This is a genomic window from Xanthomonas sp. NCPPB 3174 (assembly GCF_056725205.1).
Window position 1 is genome coordinate 4,808,809 of sequence record NZ_CM161517.1, and the last position, 18,584, is coordinate 4,827,392.

At 69.1% G+C, this 18,584-nt stretch carries 11 protein-coding genes; 3 read left to right on the top strand and 8 right to left on the bottom strand.

The features are described 5' to 3' along the window. Positions 1-119 precede the first annotated feature (119 nt). The 4 genes from yjjG to AC1PK7_RS20780 all read right to left on the bottom strand — a co-directional run bounded on the left by yjjG (position 120) and on the right by AC1PK7_RS20780 (position 4,412). On the bottom strand, positions 120-803 hold the full coding sequence (gene yjjG / locus AC1PK7_RS20765; RefSeq protein ID WP_481099366.1) for a pyrimidine 5'-nucleotidase: 684 nt from the start codon (positions 801-803) through the stop codon (positions 120-122). Between the two features lie 119 nt (positions 804-922). Continuing rightward, positions 923-2,653: a cation acetate symporter gene (locus AC1PK7_RS20770; protein WP_481099367.1), complete on the bottom strand. Its 1,731-nt coding sequence runs from the start codon at positions 2,651-2,653 to the stop codon at positions 923-925. Further along, a complete protein-coding gene (locus AC1PK7_RS20775; protein WP_010342761.1) occupies positions 2,650-2,967 on the bottom strand; it encodes a DUF485 domain-containing protein in 318 nt (105 codons plus the stop codon). The genes AC1PK7_RS20770 and AC1PK7_RS20775 overlap by 4 nt, the downstream gene beginning before the upstream one ends. A 32-nt stretch (positions 2,968-2,999) precedes the next feature. Beyond that, positions 3,000-4,412 (bottom strand): DcaP family trimeric outer membrane transporter, encoded by a 1,413-nt coding sequence (locus AC1PK7_RS20780; RefSeq protein WP_481099368.1) that lies wholly within the window; start codon positions 4,410-4,412, stop codon positions 3,000-3,002. Positions 4,413-4,627: 215 nt separating this feature from the next. Here AC1PK7_RS20780 and acs point away from each other — a divergent pair, with 215 nt between their 5' ends. The 3 genes from acs (at position 4,628) to mntP (ending at position 8,573) form a co-directional block, all read left to right on the top strand. Beyond that, positions 4,628-6,571: an acetate--CoA ligase gene (acs, locus tag AC1PK7_RS20785; protein ID WP_481099369.1), complete on the top strand. Its 1,944-nt coding sequence runs from the start codon at positions 4,628-4,630 to the stop codon at positions 6,569-6,571. Between the two features lie 139 nt (positions 6,572-6,710). Continuing rightward, positions 6,711-7,376, top strand: a complete 666-nt coding sequence (locus AC1PK7_RS20790; RefSeq protein ID WP_420008319.1) for a response regulator transcription factor — start codon at positions 6,711-6,713, stop codon at positions 7,374-7,376. A 621-nt stretch (positions 7,377-7,997) separates the two neighbouring features. Next, positions 7,998-8,573, top strand: a complete 576-nt coding sequence (gene mntP, locus AC1PK7_RS20795; protein WP_209245510.1) for a manganese efflux pump MntP — start codon at positions 7,998-8,000, stop codon at positions 8,571-8,573. A gap of 93 nt (positions 8,574-8,666) precedes the next feature. Here mntP and AC1PK7_RS20800 read toward each other — a convergent pair whose 3' ends face one another. The 4 genes from AC1PK7_RS20800 to AC1PK7_RS20815 all read right to left on the bottom strand — a co-directional run bounded on the left by AC1PK7_RS20800 (position 8,667) and on the right by AC1PK7_RS20815 (position 17,796). After that, positions 8,667-9,254: a 2OG-Fe(II) oxygenase family protein gene (locus tag AC1PK7_RS20800; RefSeq protein ID WP_209245656.1), complete on the bottom strand. Its 588-nt coding sequence runs from the start codon at positions 9,252-9,254 to the stop codon at positions 8,667-8,669. Between the two features lie 98 nt (positions 9,255-9,352). After that, positions 9,353-12,064: a TonB-dependent receptor gene (locus AC1PK7_RS20805; protein WP_481099370.1), complete on the bottom strand. Its 2,712-nt coding sequence runs from the start codon at positions 12,062-12,064 to the stop codon at positions 9,353-9,355. Positions 12,065-12,387: 323 nt separating this feature from the next. After that, positions 12,388-14,244 carry a sulfotransferase family protein gene (locus AC1PK7_RS20810; protein ID WP_481099371.1) on the bottom strand — a complete coding sequence of 619 codons (1,857 nt, stop codon included), beginning with the start codon at positions 14,242-14,244 and terminating at the stop codon, positions 12,388-12,390. A gap of 120 nt (positions 14,245-14,364) precedes the next feature. Then, complete coding sequence (locus tag AC1PK7_RS20815) at positions 14,365-17,796, bottom strand: hybrid sensor histidine kinase/response regulator (RefSeq protein ID WP_209030075.1); 3,432 nt, start codon at positions 17,794-17,796, stop codon at positions 14,365-14,367. Positions 17,797-18,584 lie beyond the last annotated feature (788 nt).

Below are 18,584 nucleotides of genomic sequence, written 5' to 3' on the forward strand. Positions count from 1 at the left end.
GGGACTGAAGTCCCTCCCACACGGAGCGCGTCAGCATCGCCGCGGACTGAAGGTTCCACCTGTGGGAGGGACTTCAGTCCCGACCCGATGAACCCGCGCGCTCCCACCCATCCGCACGGCTACGCCGGCTCTTCCAGCAACCACGCCTGCAACTGCGCCAGTGAGGCGACTTCATGGTGCGGCACGATGCCCTCCGGCGCGGCGGCGCCGTGCGCATTGAACCAGCAGGTGTGCAGCCCGGCGGCCAGGCCGCCGGCGATGTCCGCCTGCGGGTTGTCGCCGACCATCAACACCTGCGCCGGCGGCGGATCGCCCAGTTGCGCCAGCGCGTGCGCGAAGATCCCCGGGTGCGGCTTGGCCACGCCCACCACCTCGGAAATGGCGATGACCTCGAAGCGGTCGTGCAGGCTGGTGCGCTGCAGGCGCGCGGTCTGCAGCGCGCCGAAGCCATTGGTGACCAGGCCCAGGCGCGCGCGCCCATGCAGCGCGTCGAGCAGGTCCACTGCTCCGTCCAGCGGCGCGCACAGCTCGGCCATCGCCGCCAGGAACGCCGTGTTCAAGGTCTCCGGCGCGGTCTGCAGGCGCTGCGCCCAGTCGGCGAAGCGGCGCTGCTGCAATTGCAACGCGGTGATCGCGCCGTTCTGGTACTGCACCCACAGCGGCCGGTTGCAGGCGGTGTATTCGGCGTAATCCGCCTCGCCGAACTGCACGCCGTAGCCGGCGAACATGCGCTGCAGGCCGGCGAAGGCGTCGAAATGGAACAAGGTGTCGTCGGCGTCGAACAGGATCCAGCGATAGCGCATGCGGGCGACCGGTGCGGCAAGGGCCCGCCATGGTAGCCGCTGCCCGCAGACACGACGACGCCGGCACAAGGGCCGGCGTCGCGTGCGGCGATGGCCGCGTCCTGCCTAGGCGCGCGTGCTCAGTGACCCGACCCGCGCGAGGCGCCCAGCCCGGTCTCGGCGCGGATCTGCTGCGCCTTGAACGCGGCGCGTTCCTTGCCGGCCTGCGCGCTGCGGTCCAGCACCGAGAACAGCCAGATGCCGACGAAGCCGATGGTCACCGAGAACAGCGCCGGCGAGGTGTACGGGAACGGCGCCGAGCCGGTCGGGTTGCCCAGCGTGTCCACCCACACCGACGGCGACAGCACGGTCAGCACCAGCGAGGAGATCAGGCCGAGGAAGCCGCCGATCACCGCGCCGCGGGTGGTGCAGTCCTTCCACAGCAACGACAGGATCAGCACCGGGAAGTTGGCCGAGGCGGCGATGGCGAAGGCCAGCGACACCATGAAGGCCACGTTCTGCTTCTCGAACACGATGCCCAGCAGCACCGCGATCACGCCCAGCGCGATGGTGGTGACGCGCGACACCTTCAGTTCCGAGCCCGGGGCCGGATTGCCCTTCTTGATCACCGTGGCGTACAGGTCGTGGGACACCGCCGAGGCACCGGACAGGGTCAGGCCGGCGACCACCGCCAGGATGGTGGCGAAGGCCACCGCGGAGATGAAGCCCATGAACACGTTGCCGCCCACCGCGTTGCCGACCAGCACCGCCGCCATGTTGGCCGCACCCTTGCCGCCATGGATGGTGCCGGTGGCGACGTCGGCGAACTGCGGGTTGGTCAGCACCAGGGCGATGGCGCCGAAGCCGATGATGAAGATCAGGATGTAGAAGTAGCCGATCCAGGTGGTGGCCCACAACACCGACTTGCGCGCCTGCTTGGCGTCGGGGACGGTGAAGAAGCGCATCAGGATGTGCGGCAGGCCGGCGGTGCCGAACATCAGCGCCATGCCGAAGGAGATCGCCGAGATCGGATCCTTGACGAAGCCGCCCGGGCCCATGATCGACAGGCCGGCACTGGCCGCCTCTTCCGGCGAGGCGCCGCCGTTGGCCGCCACCGCGGTCTTCACCCGCACGCCCTCGGCGAACAGCGCCTCGAAGCTGAAGTTGAAGTGCCACATGATCGCCACGGCCATGAAGGTCACGCCGGTCAGCAGCAGCACCGCCTTGATGATCTGCACCCAGGTGGTGGCGGTCATGCCGCCGAACAGCACGTAGACCATCATCAGCACGCCGACCAGGCTCACCGCCACCCAGTAGTCCAGGCCGAACAGCAGCTTGATCAGCGCGCCGGCGCCGACCATCTGCGCGATCAGGTAGAACAGCACCACCACCAGCGTGCCGGAGGCGGCGAAGCTGCGGATCGCGGTCGGCGCGAAGCGATAGCCGGCCACGTCGGCGAAGGTGTACTTGCCGAGGTTGCGCAGGCGCTCGGCCATCAGGAAGGTCAGGATCGGCCAGCCGACCAGGAAGCCGATGGCGTAGATCAGGCCGTCGTAGCCGTTGGTCATCACCGCCGCGGTGATACCCAGGAACGAGGCCGCCGACATGTAGTCGCCGGCGATCGCCAGGCCGTTCTGGAAGCCGGTGATGCCGCCGCCGGCGGTGTAGAAGTCCGACGCCGAGCGGGTCTTCTTCGCCGCCCACTTGGTGATCCACAGGGTGCCGGCGACGAAGAAGGCGAACATGGAGATCGCCACCCAGTTGGTCGGCTGCTTGTCGGTCTGGCCGACATCGCCGCCGGCGGCCAGGGCCGCACCGGCCGGCAGCAGCGCGGCCAGCAGCAGCAGAAGGAAGCGCAGGTACTTGCTCATTGGCGGGCGTCCTCGAGGATGGCGGCGGTCAGCTGGTCGTACACGGTGTTGGCGCGACGCACGTAGATGGCGGTGATGGCGATGGTGAAGACCATCACCCCGATCGCGATCGGAATGCCGATGGTGGTGACGCCGCTACCCATCGGCTGGGCCAGGAAGGCCTTGTCGAAGGCGATCAGGCCGATGAAGCCGAAGTAGGCCAGCAGCATCAGGACGGTCAGCGTCCAGCCCAGCGCGTTGCGCTGGCGCTTGAGCGCGTGGTACTTCGGATTGGCGTCGATCTTGGCGATCAGCGCGTCGTTGGAGAGGCTCATGAGATGGCTCCGGTAAGTGGCCGCGGCACGGATCAGAAGCTGTACTTGGTGGTGAACTGCAGGCGGGTGATGTCGCCCGTGGCGCCGCTTTCGATCTCGCGCTTGCCGTACATCAGCTCGGCGCCGATATCGACCTTGGGCAACGGCGAGTAGAAGACGTTGCCGCGGATGCTCTGCACGCTTTTGGTCACGGCCAGGCCGGTGCGCGCGGTGTCGTTGTCGTAGTCGCTGCGCGCGTAGATCAGGTTGGTGCGCAGCTTGGGCGAGAACGCGTGGCGCCAGCCGACGTAGCCGGCGACCACGCCGACCGTGTCCAGGTCGCGGTCGGCGGCGTCGTACACCGCGTTCTGGGCGATGCCCAGGCCGATGTAGCGGCCGATGCCTTCGCCGCCGGTGAGCTGGTAGAACAGGCTGTCGCTGTCGCTGGCCACCCACTTGCCGCCCAGGGTCAGACCGCCGGAGGCCTTGCTGGCGTCGGCGCCGGTGGCGCGGTTGTCGACCTTCTGCTGGCCGACCACGCCTGCGACGCCGAAGCTGCCCCAGTCGCCCTTCCAGCCGTAGCGCACGGTCAGGTCCGGCAGCGCGCCGCGGTCGGAACTGGCGGTGCTGACCACGCCGGCCACGCTGCGCGTGTACAGGGTGGTTTCCGGATTCTCCAGGGCGATGCTGAAACCGCCGTTGGTGTAGCGCAGCTGCGCCTGGCGCACGAACACCACGCCGTCGGTGGGGCCGATGAAGTCGGCCGCTTCCGGCAGCGCCGCCGGATCCATGAAGTTGGACCAGGTCTGGCCGGCCAGCCAGTGGTTCCAGTACATGTAGGCGTGGCGCAGGGTGGCGCCGTAGGTGTTGGTGGCGGTCTGGGTGCCCAGTGAATTGCCGAAGAAGTCCAGTTCCACCAGCGCACCGGCCTTGTTGCCGCCTTCGGTGACGCTGTCCACGCCGAAGTTGATCCGCGAGAACTTGGCGTGGGCGTTGTAGTCGGTACCGGACTTGGCGCCGCCCACCGGGGTCTGCCCGGGCAGGTACAGCGCGCGGCCGGTGGCATCGTCGGCGAGCTGGCCGTCGCCGGTGCGGGTGGCCAGGAAGTCGGCCTTGATGAAGCCGCCGACCTTGAAGGTGGTGCCGGGCGTGGCCCCCGGGGTGATGGTGGTGACCTGGATCGGCGCCTTGCCGGCCGGCGGTGCCGGGGGTGGCGGCGGCGGCGCGGCCTGGGTCGAGCGGACCGCGGCGACCTCGGTCTGGGTCTGCGCGATCTGCCCCTGCTGCTGTTGCTGCGCGGACAGCAGTTGCTGCACCTGCCGCTCCAGCTCGGCCACGCGGGTCTCCAGCGCCTGTTCGCGCGCCGAGGGTTTGCCTTGGGCGAAGGCCGCGCCGGGCGCGACCAGGGCCATCAACAGCGCCGCCGCCAACGGGCGGCGCGCCAAGGATGCGATGCGGTTGCTCATTACTCCCTCCCGAATAATGGATGGCCGCACGCATGCGCACGGCCGTAGCCCAGCGTGCGCGACCGCGCTGGCCGCGCCTATTGGCCATTAGTCGAACGTCGGCTGAGTTACGACCATCGTCTAAGGCCCGGCGCGTGTGCGCTTGACGCCGGATGCGGCACACTGCGCATTGACGCGCCGCCGCATGCGGCGCCCCGTTCATTGCAGAGGGAACCATGGCCGATCTCTACCCCGTCGATCCGCAGTTCGCCGCCCGTGCGCGGGTCGACAAGACCCAGTACCAGACCCAGTACAAGGCATCGGTGGAACAGCCGGAGGCGTTCTGGGGCAAGGTGGCCGAGCGCCTGGACTGGTTCAAGAAGCCGACCCGGATCAAGGACGTCAGCTTCGCCCTGGACGACTTCCGCATCCGCTGGTTCGACGACGGCGAACTCAACGCCAGCGTCAACTGCCTGGACCGGCAACTGGCCACCCGCGGCGACAAGACCGCGCTGCTGTTCGAGCCGGACAGCCCGGACGCGCCGTCCTACCGCGTCACCTATCGCGAGCTGTACGAGCGCGTGTGCCGGCTCGGCAACGCGCTGCGCGCGCTGGGCGTGCGCAAGGGCGACCGCGTCACCATCTACCTGCCGATGATCCCCGATGCCGCGGTGGCGATGCTGGCCTGCGCGCGCATCGGCGCGATCCACTCGGTGGTGTTCGGCGGCTTTGCGCCCAACTCGATCGCCGACCGGGTGATCGACTGCGGCAGCAAGCTGATCATCACCGCCGACGAAGGCCTGCGCGGCGGCAAGAAGATCCCGCTCAAGGCCAACGTGGACGCGGCGCTGAAGCTGCCCGGCACCACCAGCGTGGAGACCGTGCTGGTGGTGCGCCACACCGGCGGCGCAGTGGACATGCAGGCCCCGCGCGACCGCTGGTTCCACGACGTGGTCGACAGCCAGCCGGCCGAATGCGAACCCGAGCGCATGAATGCCGAGGACCCGCTGTTCATCCTCTACACCTCCGGCTCCACCGGCAAGCCCAAGGGCGTGCTGCACACCACCGCCGGTTACCTGCTGTACGCGGCCTATACCCACGAGACCGTGTTCGACCTGCGCGAGGACGACATCTACTGGTGCACCGCGGACGTCGGCTGGGTCACCGGCCACAGCTACATCGTCTATGGGCCGCTGGCCAACGGCGCCACTGCGCTGATGTTCGAGGGCGTGCCCAACTACCCGAGCGTGTCGCGCTTCTGGGAGGTCATCGACAAGCACCAGGTGACGATCTTCTACACCGCCCCGACCGCGATCCGCGCGCTGATGCGCGAGGGCGAGGCGCCGGTGAAGCAGACCGCGCGCACGAGCCTGCGCCTGCTCGGCAGCGTCGGCGAGCCGATCAATCCCGAAGCCTGGCGCTGGTACTACGACGTGGTCGGCGATGGCCGCTGCCCGATCGTGGACACCTGGTGGCAGACCGAGACCGGCGGCATCCTGATCACCCCGCTGGCCGGTGCCATCGACCTCAAGCCCGGCTCGGCGACGCTGCCGTTCTTCGGCGTGCAGCCGGCGCTGGTCAGCGCCGACGGCGAGATCCTGGAGGGCGCCACCGAGGGCAACCTGGTGCTGCGCGATTCCTGGCCGGGGCAGATGCGCACCGTGTACGGCGACCACCAGCGCTTCATCGACACCTATTTCCGCACCTACCCGGGCAGCTACTTCACCGGCGACGGCTGCCGCCGCGACGCCGATGGCTACTACTGGATCACCGGCCGCGTCGATGATGTCATCAACGTCTCCGGCCACCGCATCGGCACCGCCGAGGTGGAGAGCGCGCTGGTCGCCCACCCCAAGGTGGCCGAGGCCGCGGTGGTCGGCTTCCCGCACGACATCAAGGGCCAGGGCATCTACGCCTACGTGACCCTGGTCGCCGAGGAACAGCCCAGCGAAGCCCTGCACAAGGAACTGGTGGCCTGGGTGCGCAAGGAGATCGGCCCGATCGCCGCCCCCGACCACCTGCAGTGGGCGCCGGGCCTGCCCAAGACCCGCTCGGGCAAGATCATGCGCCGCATCCTGCGCAAGATCGCCGAGAACGCCCCCGACCAACTCGGCGACACCTCGACCCTGGCCGATCCATCGGTGGTGGATTCGCTGGTGAACGAACGGCTGGCGCGCTGACGCGCGCCGGGATTCGGGATTTGGGATTGGGGATTCGTCAAAGCGGTCCCCGGTCCGTGTCCGATCTCCTGGCGACGTCACGCTCCGCTGTTGCTGTTGCTCTACGAATCCCCAATCCCAAATCCCGAATCCCCGCCCCATGCCCACCCTGCTGATCGCCGACGACCATCCCCTGTTCCGCGAGGCGCTGCGTGGGGCGGTGCAGCGGGTGATGCCGGGGGTGCAGTTGTACGAGGCCGACAGCGTCGAGGCGCTGTACGCGCTGGCCGATCGCCATGCCGATGCCGATCTGCTGCTGATGGATCTCAACATGCCCGGTGCACAGGGGTTCAGTGCGCTGGTGCACATGCGTGCGCTGCATCCGCAGTTGCCGGTGGTGGTGGTGTCCGCACGCGAGGAGCCGACGGTGATGCGGCGCGCGCTGGACCACGGCGCGTTCGGCTTCATTCCCAAGTCGGCCGACTCGGACACCATCGGCCTGGCCCTGGGCACGGTGCTGGACGGCGAGCACTGGGTGCCGCCGGAAGCGCACAACGTGCCGCCCACCGACCGCGCCGAGCGCGAGGTCGGGCAGCGCCTGCGCGAACTGACCCCGCAACAGTTCCGGGTGCTGCAGATGCTCGGCGCCGGCAGCCTCAACAAGCAGATCGCCTACGACCTGGGCGTGTCCGAGGCCACGATCAAGGCGCACGTCACCGCGATCCTGCGCAAGCTCGGCGTCACCAACCGCACCCAGGCGGTGCTGCTGGCCGGCAAGCTGGCCATCGACAGCGACGCGATCGTGCTGCCGCCGGAAGAGGACTGAGCCGCTGCGACATCTGCGAAGGCGCGAGCGAGCGGATGCAGCGCGTGCGCGTCCGTTGTCCGTGCGTACGCGGCGCGCTGGGCGCCTCCTTGTGGGAGGGACTTCAGTCCCGACGCGCTGAACACGGAGCGCCAGTCGCTCCCTTGGGCACGGTGTGGGAAGCCCCCCACCCAGCGGCGACGCATCGGTAGCTGCATGCGCGAACAGCGGACAAGTCCGTGGCGCTGTCCTGAAGGGGCGCACACATTCGCCCACTCGCGCTCCACGGCTGAGCGCCACCGCAGGCAACGACGTGGGTAGAGAAGCGAGCATCCTCGACGCACCCAGCGCATTTGCCGTACCGCTGCAGAGCCATCGCCGATATAGCAGCAGCTATCAAGATAAGCTGCAGGTTCGCGTGCGTTCCAGGGATGTTCGCCGCAGTTGGCCGCTGTTAGACTGCGCGTCCCCTTGGGGAGTAGCCTGCTGTCCGACCTGCGCGGACAGCGCCCGTATCAACAGACTCGGCCGATGCGCCGTGGTACGGGCAGCCAGTTCGGTTGGCGAGACCAGCGGCGAGTGCGCAAGGCGAAGGCCGGGCGCGCGCGCTCGTCGTTGTCGCCTGTCCCGGTACGGTCCCCCATGTCGTTTCTTTCGATCCTCCTGCTCGGCATCGCCATGTCGACCGATGCCTTCGCCGCCGCGGTCGGCAAGGGCGCGGCGATGCAACGCCCGCGCTGGGCCGACGCGCTGCGTGCCGGCCTGATCTTCGGCTGCATCGAGGCACTGACCCCGGCGCTGGGCTGGGTGCTCGGCCAGGCCGCATCCAAGTACGTGGTCGCCTTCGACCACTGGATCGCCTTCGGCCTGCTCGGCGCGCTGGGCGTGCACATGATCGTCGCCGGCCTCAAGCCGGAGTCCGACACGCCCGAGGAGGCCGCGCCCAAGCGCCACGGCTTCTGGAACCTGGCGGCCACCGGCTTGGCCACCAGCATCGACGCGATGGCGGTGGGCGTCGGCCTGGCCTTCCTCGACGTGAACATCGTCGAGGTCGCGGCGATCATCGGCCTGTGCACGCTGACCATGGTCACCCTGGGCATCATGCTCGGCCGCGCGCTCGGTGCGCTGGCCGGCAAGCGCGCGGAGATCGTCGGCGGCGCGCTGCTGATCGCGATCGGCAGCACCATCCTGTTCGAGCATCTGCATGGTGCAGGCTGAGCGACGGGGTGCTGGTGCGGCCGGTATTGGGGATGCGGGATTGGGGCTGTGCGGCGACGGTGCGTGCCCGTCCCGCACTGACGGCGCCCTGGGTCAGGCCGGCTTGGCGGTGAATTCGAGATAGGTGGACAGGATGTACTTGTCGCCGCTGCGCGGCGGCAGGCCCGCGTGCAGGAACATCCAGTACGGCGGGAACACCAGCAGGCGCCCGGCGCGCGGGGCGACCTCCAGGTCCAGGTCGAGGAAGCGGGTGTGCCCGCCCTCGGCCACGTCGTTGAGATACCACAGGAACACTAGGTAACGGCCGGTCTCGGCGTCGCAGGCGTCGAAGTGCGGCTGGAAGCGTTCGCCGGCATCGGCGCGGTAGCGCTTGATCCGCAGGTCGGCCAGGCGTGGGCGCCACGGCACCTCGGCGGTCAGGCCGAGATCGGCGTTGTAGCGGGCCAGCGCCGCACGCACCTGTTCGATGAAAAAACCCTGGAACGCCGGATCAGCGAGCCGGGTGACATTGAGTTCGGTCCAGGCGCTGTCGTCCAGCCCCGCACGCTCGCCAGCGCCGTTGCGGCTGTGCTGGGCGGCGGTCTGCTCGAACTGCGCGATGAGCTGGGCGCAGAAGCCAGGATCCAGTGCCGCGTCGTAGACGCGGACGTAGTGGCGCAGGTCGGTCTGGTTCATGCGCATCGGCATGCTGCTCCCTCAAGCAGAACGGCGCGCCCACAGGGACGCGCCGTATCGTACGCTCCGGCGCCGCCCACGCAGGCGGGCGGCGCCGGCTCCACTCAGAAGCGGTAGGTAGCCCGCATCCAGTAGTAGCGGCCGAGCGTGTCGTAGGTGCTCACGTCGGTGTTCGCGTTCAACACGTTGTTCTGGTACATGACCGGCGGCTGCTTGTTGGTCAGGTTGTCCACGCCCAGGTCCAGGCGCAGGTTGGCGCCGGTCATGTCGTAGCCCACCTGCAGGTTGTGGTACATGTAGCTGCCGTAGTCCAGCACCACGCCCTTGATCGCCGCATCGGCGGACATGTTCTGGGTCAGGTCGCCACTGCCGACCTGCACCTTGCCGATCCAGCGGGTGGTCCAGCTCGCATCCCAGTTGCCCAGCTTCCAGCCGACCTGGGCGTGCGCGCGCCAGTGCGTGTAGTTGCCGTAGGACGAGTTGTAGCGGCCGGCCATGTGCACCACCGTGTCCCCGGTGTCGATGTCGTAGCGGTGCAGGTAGGTGCTGTCCACGGCCACGGTGAACTTGCCGAACGCGGTCTCCGGCAGCACGTAGTTGGCGCCGAGGTCGATGCCCTGGGTGTTGAGCTTGCCGATGTTCACCACCGGCGTCTGGATGTAGTTGATGTTGCCGGCGCTGACAGTGCCCGCGGCATAGCGGTGGATGTAGCTGCAATACGGGCTGTTGTCGTCGTTGTAGCAGAGGTCGGCCACGGTCTGCGCGGAGATCGACTGGATCAGGTCGTTGAGCTTGACCTTCCACCAGTCGAGGTTGACCGACAGGCCCGGCACGTATTCGGGGCTGTAGACCAGGCCGTAGTCGAAGGAGGTGCCCTTCTCCGGCTTGAGCTGATAACCGACATAGCTGGACCCGGACACGATGCCGTTGGTCTGCGACAGGCCCGAGCCGTTCCAGCCGGCCGGCACGCCGGCGCAGGCATTGGCGTGGCCGCTGCCGCTGTAGCCGATGCACGGGTCGACGAAGTTCGGCGAGTCGGCGGTCGGACCCTGGTAGATGTCGCTGATCGTCGGCGCACGGAACACCTGCGCCGCGGTGCCGCGCACCATCAGGTCGTGGATCGGACGCCACTCCACCTGGAACGAGGCGCTGTTGTTGCCCGAGCGCACGCTGCTGTAGTCGGAGTAGCGGTCGCTCAGGGTCAGGTTGAGCGCGCCGACCGGCGAGGACTGCTCCAGCACCGGCACGAACAGCTGGGCGTATGCCTCCTTGACGTTGAAGCTGCCGCTCAGCGGCGAGGAACACGCTTCGGAGGAGACCGCGCAGGTGTTGTCGCTGTTGATCAGCGCATTGGCCGAGACCGTGGAGTTCAGGGTCTCCTTGCGGTACAGCGCGCCCACCGCCAGCTGCGCGGCGCCGGCCGGCATTTCCCACAGGCTGCCGTTGGCGCTGGCTTCCCACTGGCGCATGATCGTGGTGGTTTCCTGGCGCGGAATCGATTCGTTGCTCTTCAGCCAGGCGATGGTATTGGCGTTGTTCTGGTCGAAGATGTTGACCTGCCCGCTGTCGATCGCGGTCTGCAGCGCGGCGTAGTCGACGTAGCCGTGACTCCAGTTGCGCTGGCGGTAGTGGCCGTAGTTGAAGTTGGTGTCCCACACCCAGCTGGTGTCGCCGATGCCGCCCTTCAGGCCGATCACGTCCTGGTCGGTGGCGGTGTCGTAGAAGCCCTCGCGCTGGCCCAGGGTGGTGAAGCGCGAACGGAACTCGTAGCCGTTGGGACCGAACTCCACGCCGAACGGGTTGTACGGATTGTTGGCGGCGATGGTGATGCCGTCGCTCTGCGCGTCGAACGGCAGCGGCGCGATCGCGAAGTTCGACATGGTGTGGTTGTGGTAGGCGTTGACGTACGCCTGCATCGAGTCGGTGATGTTGAAGCTGCCGAGCACGAAGCCGCCGACGCGCTGCTGCGGGGTCAGCAGCAGGTTCTCCGCCTGGTAGTTGTAGGCGTCGGCCGAGGAGCTGTAGCACTTGTAGCCGCCGCTGCCGTTGCTGGTCAGCGCGCCGTTGGCGCTGCAGCCGTTGGCCGCCAGGGTCGCCGCCGGCAGCTTGTAGTAGCCGCTGGGCGTGCGGCTGGAACCGCCCTTGTAGACGCTGCCGCTGGACAGGTACATCGCGTACTTGGAGAACGCGCGGTTGGCGCTGGAGACGTCCTTCTGCTTGTTGTAGTCCAGGCCGACCACGACGTTGCCGCGGTCCCAGGTCTTGCCGAAGGTGAAGCTGCCGCCCTGGCGCGCACCGTCGCCGCGGCTGGTCTGGCCGTAGTTGGCCGAGACTTCGCCGCCTTCGAAATTCTTGCGCAGGATGAAGTTGACCACGCCGCCGATCGCGTCGGAGCCGTACATCGCCGAGGCGCCGACCTTCAGCACTTCGACGTGGTCGATCATGTTGGCCGGGATCGAGTTGACGTCGTTGTTCTGGATGCGGTGGCCGTCGATCAGGATCAGCGTGCGCTGGTCGCCGAGGCCGCGCAGGGAGATGGTCGAGGCGCCGTCGCCGCCGCCGTTGTTGACCTGCGGGTTGGTCGCGGCGCCGGCGATGCCGGGCAGCGCCTGCAGCAGGTCGCCCAGGGTCTGCTTGCCGCTCTGCTGGATCTGCTGGCGATCGACCACGGCGACCGGGCTGGCGGTCTCCACATCCACACGGCGCACCAGCGAACCGGTGACGGTGAGCTTGTCCAGCGTCACCGGCGCGTCGCCGGACGCGGACGCCGCCGGCGTGGCGCTCTGCGCATAGAGCGTGGCGGGAAGCGTCGCCATGGCCAGGCAAACGGCGTGAGCGAGTCTGTTCTTTGCTACGGACATCGGGAAGACCTCATGTGATGTGCGACAAGCGCCGGCTGCACGCAGGCGCGAACCATCCCGGGCGCCTCGACGGCGCGGCGGGTGAAATGGATGCCTCGGGCCTGCGGTTCATTACAGGACCGTCAGGCACTTGTTAGTTTTTTATAAGAAGGGTGTTGTTTCGGTGTGCCAGCGTGCGCCAGCGCCTGACAAAAACATCGCTTCAACCGCGGTACAGCGCGCGCGGCGTTTTGCCGTTCAACCCGCAGACGGGAACGGTTCAGACAAGCAGCACGCGCTCACGCGGCGCGATAGTCCCAGCGTTGCAGGAACGGTTGCAGCACCGGCAGCACCGGCGCGAACGCATCGCGATAGGCATGCCAGCGGTCCAGGGCCTTGCGGTTGATGCCTTCCACCACCTGCGCGTAGCTCGGCGTGCTGATGAAACCCTTGCCCTGCGCGTGCCGCTGGAACTCCAGCAGCCGCTCCGGCTGCTGCAGTTGCAGGAATTGCCCCAGCCGCGCCACCTGCGCCTGCGGGTCGGCCACCAGATCCTCGTAGCGCAACTCCAGCGTGCGCGGCTGCAGCAAGGTGGCGTGATACAGCCAGAAGTCCATCGCATCGGCATAGCCGCGCGCCAGCCGCGGCAGGCTGGCACACAGCAGGGCGAAGGCCGGCGAGCGGAACGCCTGCATGTAACAGCTCAGCAGCACGTCGCAGGGATGGCGCAGCGCCAGGATCACCGGCGCCTCCGGGAACAGGCGCCGGATCAGCGGCAGGCGCAGCAGGTTCAACGGGTTCTTGTCGACCAGGCGCTGGTCCGGCTGCAACTGCACCACCCCGCGCACCGCCTGCCAGTACTCGGCGCGCAGCGCGTCACAGGCGGCATCGTCGAGCTCGCCCAGTCCGTCCGGCCAGGCCACGCCGCGCGTCTCCAGGCGGTCGGCCAGCCCCTGCAGGAACGGCCGCTCGTCCATCGCCACCAGCTGCGGGTGGGCGTCGAGCATCTGTTCCAGCAAGGTGGTGCCCGAACGCGGGAAGCCGACCACGAAGATCGGCGAGTCCGCCATCGCCGGCGCGGTCACCGGCCGCGCCGCGGCGTGGCGCGCCGGATCCCAGCGGGCCTGCGCGACCGGCAATGGCGGTGCGTCCGCCGCCGCCAGTTCCGGCACCAATGCGGCCAGACCCTCGACCTGGCCGGCATGGCCCTGCGCGCAGGCGTCCAGCGCCTCGTCGTAACGGCCCAGGCGGTCGCAGACCCGCGCCAGGGCGAAGAACAGATTGCTCTGCTTGCGCCGGTCGACGGCGCTGCCGTCGGCCAGCAGCCCGCGCAGCAGCGCGTGCGCCTGCTGCCAGTGGCCCTCGCGCATGGCCAGCACCGCCAGCGCATTGGCGGCGTCCTGGCGCACGTCGGGGTCCTCGATCCGCTCCGGCGGCGGCAGCTGCGCGGCCGCGTCGCGCGCCTGCGGCAGGCGGTTGGCGCGTTCGAGCACCAGTACCAGCCGCGACCAGGCCCGCGCCGGCTGCGCCACCGGCCCCTCGGCGCAGGCGCGCAGCAGAGCGCAGGCGATGTCGGTCTCGCCGCCCTGCGACAGCAGCCAGGCCAGTTCCACGGTGGTGTCCGGATCCAGCGGCGGCCACTGCCGCCAGTCGGCGATCAGCGCCTGCACGCGCTGGAAGTCGCCGCATTCGTGGCAGGCCATCGCCGCATGCACGCACAGCGGCGGGGCCTGCGGCGCCAGCGCATGCGCGTCGAGCAGGTGTTCGCGGGCCGCGGCGTAGTCGCCGGCATCCATCGCCAGCAGGCCCAGGTTGTGGTGCGGCAGCGGATCGTCCGGCACCAGCGCGCGGGCGCGCAGATAGGCCTCGCCTGCCGGGCCGGGGTCGCCGGCCTCGCGCAGCGCCGTGCCGAGGTTGTTCCAGTGCGCCACCTCATGCGGCTCGCGCTCGGCGAGCCTGCGGTACACGGCGGCGGCCGGCGCCGGCTGGCCCTGCATCTGCAGGCTCATCGCCAGCAGGCTGCTGGCCAGGACATCGTCGGGGTGCTGCCGCAGGTAGGCGCGGGCACCGTGTTCGAGCGTCTGCGCCTGCCCGGCCTCCAGCGCCGCCAGCAGGTCCGGGAGCGAGGGCATCGCGGGGGTGTCCAGGGAGGTCATGCGCAGGCGGATCGTGGGGGCCCACCACCTTAGCCGCCCGCCCGCGCCGTGCGCCACGCCGGCCGCGCCGCGGCGTGCCACACGGCACATACATTGCCGTTACAAAGACGGGCGACGCCGCTAGATGGGATCGTGGTAGGCGGTGAGGAAGGCGCGCAGCGAGGCCGGCTTGACCGGCTTGGTCAGCAGCCGGTAGCCGCGCTCGCGCGCCTGCAGCTTCAATTCGTCGCGACCGTCGGCGGTGAGCAAGGCGCCGGCCACCGGCCCGGGCATCGCCGCACGCAGCGCATCCAGGGTCTCCAGGCCGTCGAGCCGGTCGTGCAGGTGGTAGTCGACCAGCATCACGTGCGGTGCGCAAGCGGCCTGCGCCAGCGCCGCGTCGACGGTGCTGGCGCAGATCACCTCCACCTGCCAGCGGCCGAGCAGCGCGCGCATGCCGTCGAGGATTTCCTGGTCGTTGTCCACGCACAGCACGCGCAGCCCGGCCAGCGAGTCGGCCGCCGCCGCCGCGCGCGGCGCGCGTTGCTGCGCCTGTGCCGGCGGCGCCGCCCGTGGCAGGGTGATGGAGAACATGCTGCCGTGGCCGACGCGGCTGCGCGCATCCAGGTCGTGGCCGAGCAGGCGCGAGATGCGCTGGCAGATCGACAGGCCCAGGCCCAGCCCCTGCTCGCCCCAGTCGAACGGCTGCTGGTAGCGCTGGAACTCGTCGAAGATCTGCTGCATGTGGTGCGGCGGGATGCCGGGGCCGGTGTCCCAGACCTGCAGTTCCAGCGCCGCACCGCGGCGGCGCATGCCGAGCACGATGCGGCCCTGGCGGGTATAGCGCAGCGCGTTGGCGAGGAAGTTCTGCAGCACGCGGCGCAGCAGGCGGCGATCGCTGCGCACCCACAGCGGCCGCGCGTACACGTGCAGGCGCAGGCCACGGCCGGCGGCGATCGGGCTGTACTGCGCGGCCAGTTCGCGCAGCAGCAGGCCGGCATCGATGTCCTCGATGGTCGGGCGCAGGCCACCGGCATCCAGCCGCGACACGTCTAGCAGGCCATCGAGCAGTTCCTCGGCCGCGCGCAACGAGGCGTCCACGCGCTCGGCCAGATGCCGCTGCTCCTCGTTCTGGTGCGCATCGCGCAAGGCCGAGGCGAACAGCCGCGCGGCGTTGAGCGGCTGCAGCACGTCGTGGCTGATCGCGGCCAGGAAGCGGGTCTTGGACTGCTGCGCGAGTTCCGCCTCGCGCGAACGCTCGGCCACGCGCTGCTCCAGGGTCTCGTTGGCCTCGAGCAGGGCCTGCTCGGCGCGCTTGTAGTCGGTGATGTCGTTGTAGCTGGTGACATAGCCGCCGCCCGGCAGCGGCTGGCCGCGCATCTCGATCACCTTGCCGTCGCTGCGGGTGCGTTCGAACACGTGCGGAGTGCCGGCGCGCATGTGCGCGATGCGGCGGGCGATCTGGTCTTCCACCTGGCCGCCACCCAGTTCGCCGCGCTCGGCGTTGTAGCGGATCAGGTCGGCGACCGGCCGGCCGACGTAGAGCATGCCGTCGGGATAGCCGAACATCTGCTGGTAGCGGCGGTTCCAGGCGGTCAGGCGCATCGCCGGATCGACCACGCTGACCCCGGCGCTGATGTTCTCCAGCGTGGTGGACAGGATCTCGCGGTTGAAGCGCAGTTCCTGCCCGGCCTCGTCGAGCACCGCCACCACCTCGCCCAGGTCCATGCCCGAGCCGCGCAGCAGGCTGGTCAGCACCAGGCGCGCGGAGGCCGCGCCGATCGAGGCGGCGAGCAGGCGTTCGGTGAACTGCACCCAGACGCGGTCGGCCACCGCGGTGGGCTGCGGCTCGCGGCCGAGCAATTGCGCCTGCTCGGCGAAGGCGCGGCGAGCGTGACGCTCGCCGACCATGCGCTCGGCCAGCGCCTGTAGGTCGACCACGCGTACCTGCCCAAGCCAGTCGCCGGCCACCGCCGGGCGCTGCGAGTACGGCTCCAGGAACGGCGCCGCGCGCAGGCGCTCGTCCAGGCCCGGGCGCCAGCGTGCCGACACCAGCATCATCGTGCCGACGTTGACCAGCAGCGACCAGAACGTGCCGTGCGCCAGCGGATCCCAGCCGCTCATGCCGAACAGCTGCTGCGGGCGCAGCCAGGAGATGCCGAACGGCCCGTCCAGCAGCCAGGCCGGCGCCAGCCAGCCGGCCTGGGTCAGCGCCGGCAGCAGCAGCGTGTAGATCCAGGTGGCGAAGCCCAGCACCATGCCGGTCTCCACGCCCTTGCGGCTGGCGCCGCGCCAGTACAGTCCACCGATCACGCCCGGTGCGAACTGCGCCACCGCGGCGAAGGCCATCAGCCCGTACGAGGCCAGCGTCGTGTCGTTGCTGCTGCTGCGGTAATAGCCGTAGGCGATCAGCGCCAGCAGCAGGATCGCCAGGCGGCGGATCCACAGCACCTTCGAGGCCACGTCGGCGCCGGCCGCCTGGTGCCCGCGGCGGCGCAGCAGCACCGGCATCACCAGGTCGTTGCTGATCATCGTCGCCAGCGCGATGCTGGAGACGATGACCATGCCGGTGGCGGCGGAGAACCCGCCCACATAGGCGACCAGCGCCAGCGCAGTGCGGCTTTCGGCCAGCGGCAGCGCCAGCACGATGCTGTCGTCGGCCACGTCGCCGCCGCCGAACAGCGCGATGCCGGCCGCGGCGATCGGCACCACCATCGCCGAGATCAGCACCAGGTACAGGCCGAACAGCCAGCGCGCCTTGCGGATGTCGCCGATGTCGCTGCATTCCACCACTGCCACGTGGAACTGCCGCGGCAGGCACACCAGCGCCAGGAAGCTGAGCAGGGTCTGCGAGATGAAGCCCACCGGCGGGGTGTTCTGGAACAGCGTGCGCGTGGACTGCAGCACCTGGCCGCCGTCGCGCGCGGACAGCCACACGTAGGCGAACACGCCCACCGCCACCATCGCCAGCAGCTTCACCACCGACTCCAGCGCGATCGCCAGCATCATGCCGTGGTGGTGCTCGGTGGCGTCGACCTGGCGGGTGCCGAACAGGGTGGCGAACAGCGCCATCCCCAAGGCCACGTACAGCGCCGGGTCGGCATAGAACGGCGCACCGGCACTGGACTGGCCGCTGAGCACCTGCAGGCTCATCGCCACCGCCTTGTACTGCAGCGCCAGGTACGGCACCACGCCGACCAGGGCGATCACCGCCACCAGCGCGGCCAGGCGCCGCGAGCGGCCGTAGCGCGAGGAGATGAAATCGGCGATGGACACGGTGTTCTCGCTGCGCGCGATCAGCGCCAGGCGCTCGACGATGCGCCAGCCGAACAGCAGCATCAGCAACGGGCCCAGGTAGATCGGCAGGTAGCCGGCGCCGTTGCGCACTGCGCTGCCGACCGCGCCATAGAACGTCCACGATGAGCAGTACACGGCCAGCGCCAGGCTGTACACCGCCGGCCTCAGCCACGGCCGCTCCGGGTACAGCGGACGGCGGTCGCCCCACCACGCCACCGCGAACAGCAGCGCCGCATAGCCGACCGATACCAGCAGCAGGATCCAACTGGAAACCAAAGGCGAGCTCCCTCGACGATGCGTGCAGTCTAGAGGGTGGGATGCGTTTCGGCGTAGTCGGGAGTTCGGCTCGCTGCGTCTCGCTTGGGCTGCGCGTGCACCGGGCTGGGCGTCGCGAGGCAGATGCGGCAACTGCGCCTACACGCAAGCGCTCCCCCCGCCGGCGAGCACGGCGCTTCTCGCCTCTTTTCCTGCGCCCCCCTTTGCACGCAGCCCAGTTAAGCAGAATCACCGCTCGGTTGCGGTGCGGCATCCAATGTCCGCGGCAGACGCAGGCATGCCGCAGGCTATGCTTCTGCTTTTGCTGGTGATTTGTAGGACCCTTTTGGCGCTGCAGCCACGGCAAGGCAAAGCTTTCGCCTTGCGGCGAGTTACTTTTCTTTGCTTGTGCAAAGAAAAGTAACCAAAAGAAATCACACCCTGCCTCGCGCCCTCCGCGCTGCGCGCTCCGGGTCCGCGTCCATCACGGGGATCCGCGGAAGGGGCATCCTGCCCCTGCCGCGGACGGCGTACATCCATGTACGCCGCCCTTCGGGTTTTTCCCCGCGCTGGCCGCCGCTTCGGAAGGGAACCCGATAAGGCAAAGGCAAGAACCAAAGCAACCGCAACCGCAACCGCAACCGCAACCGCAATAGCCATTATGGAACTGCAAGCCCCGCGTAGGAGCGGCTTCAGCCGCGACGAACGAAGCCGCGATGGTCGAAAGACCCGCCCTGCGCCTCGCGCCCTATCTTTCTCACAGATGCGTCCTCCCATCGCAGCAAACGCTGCACGCGCCTGCCCGCCGT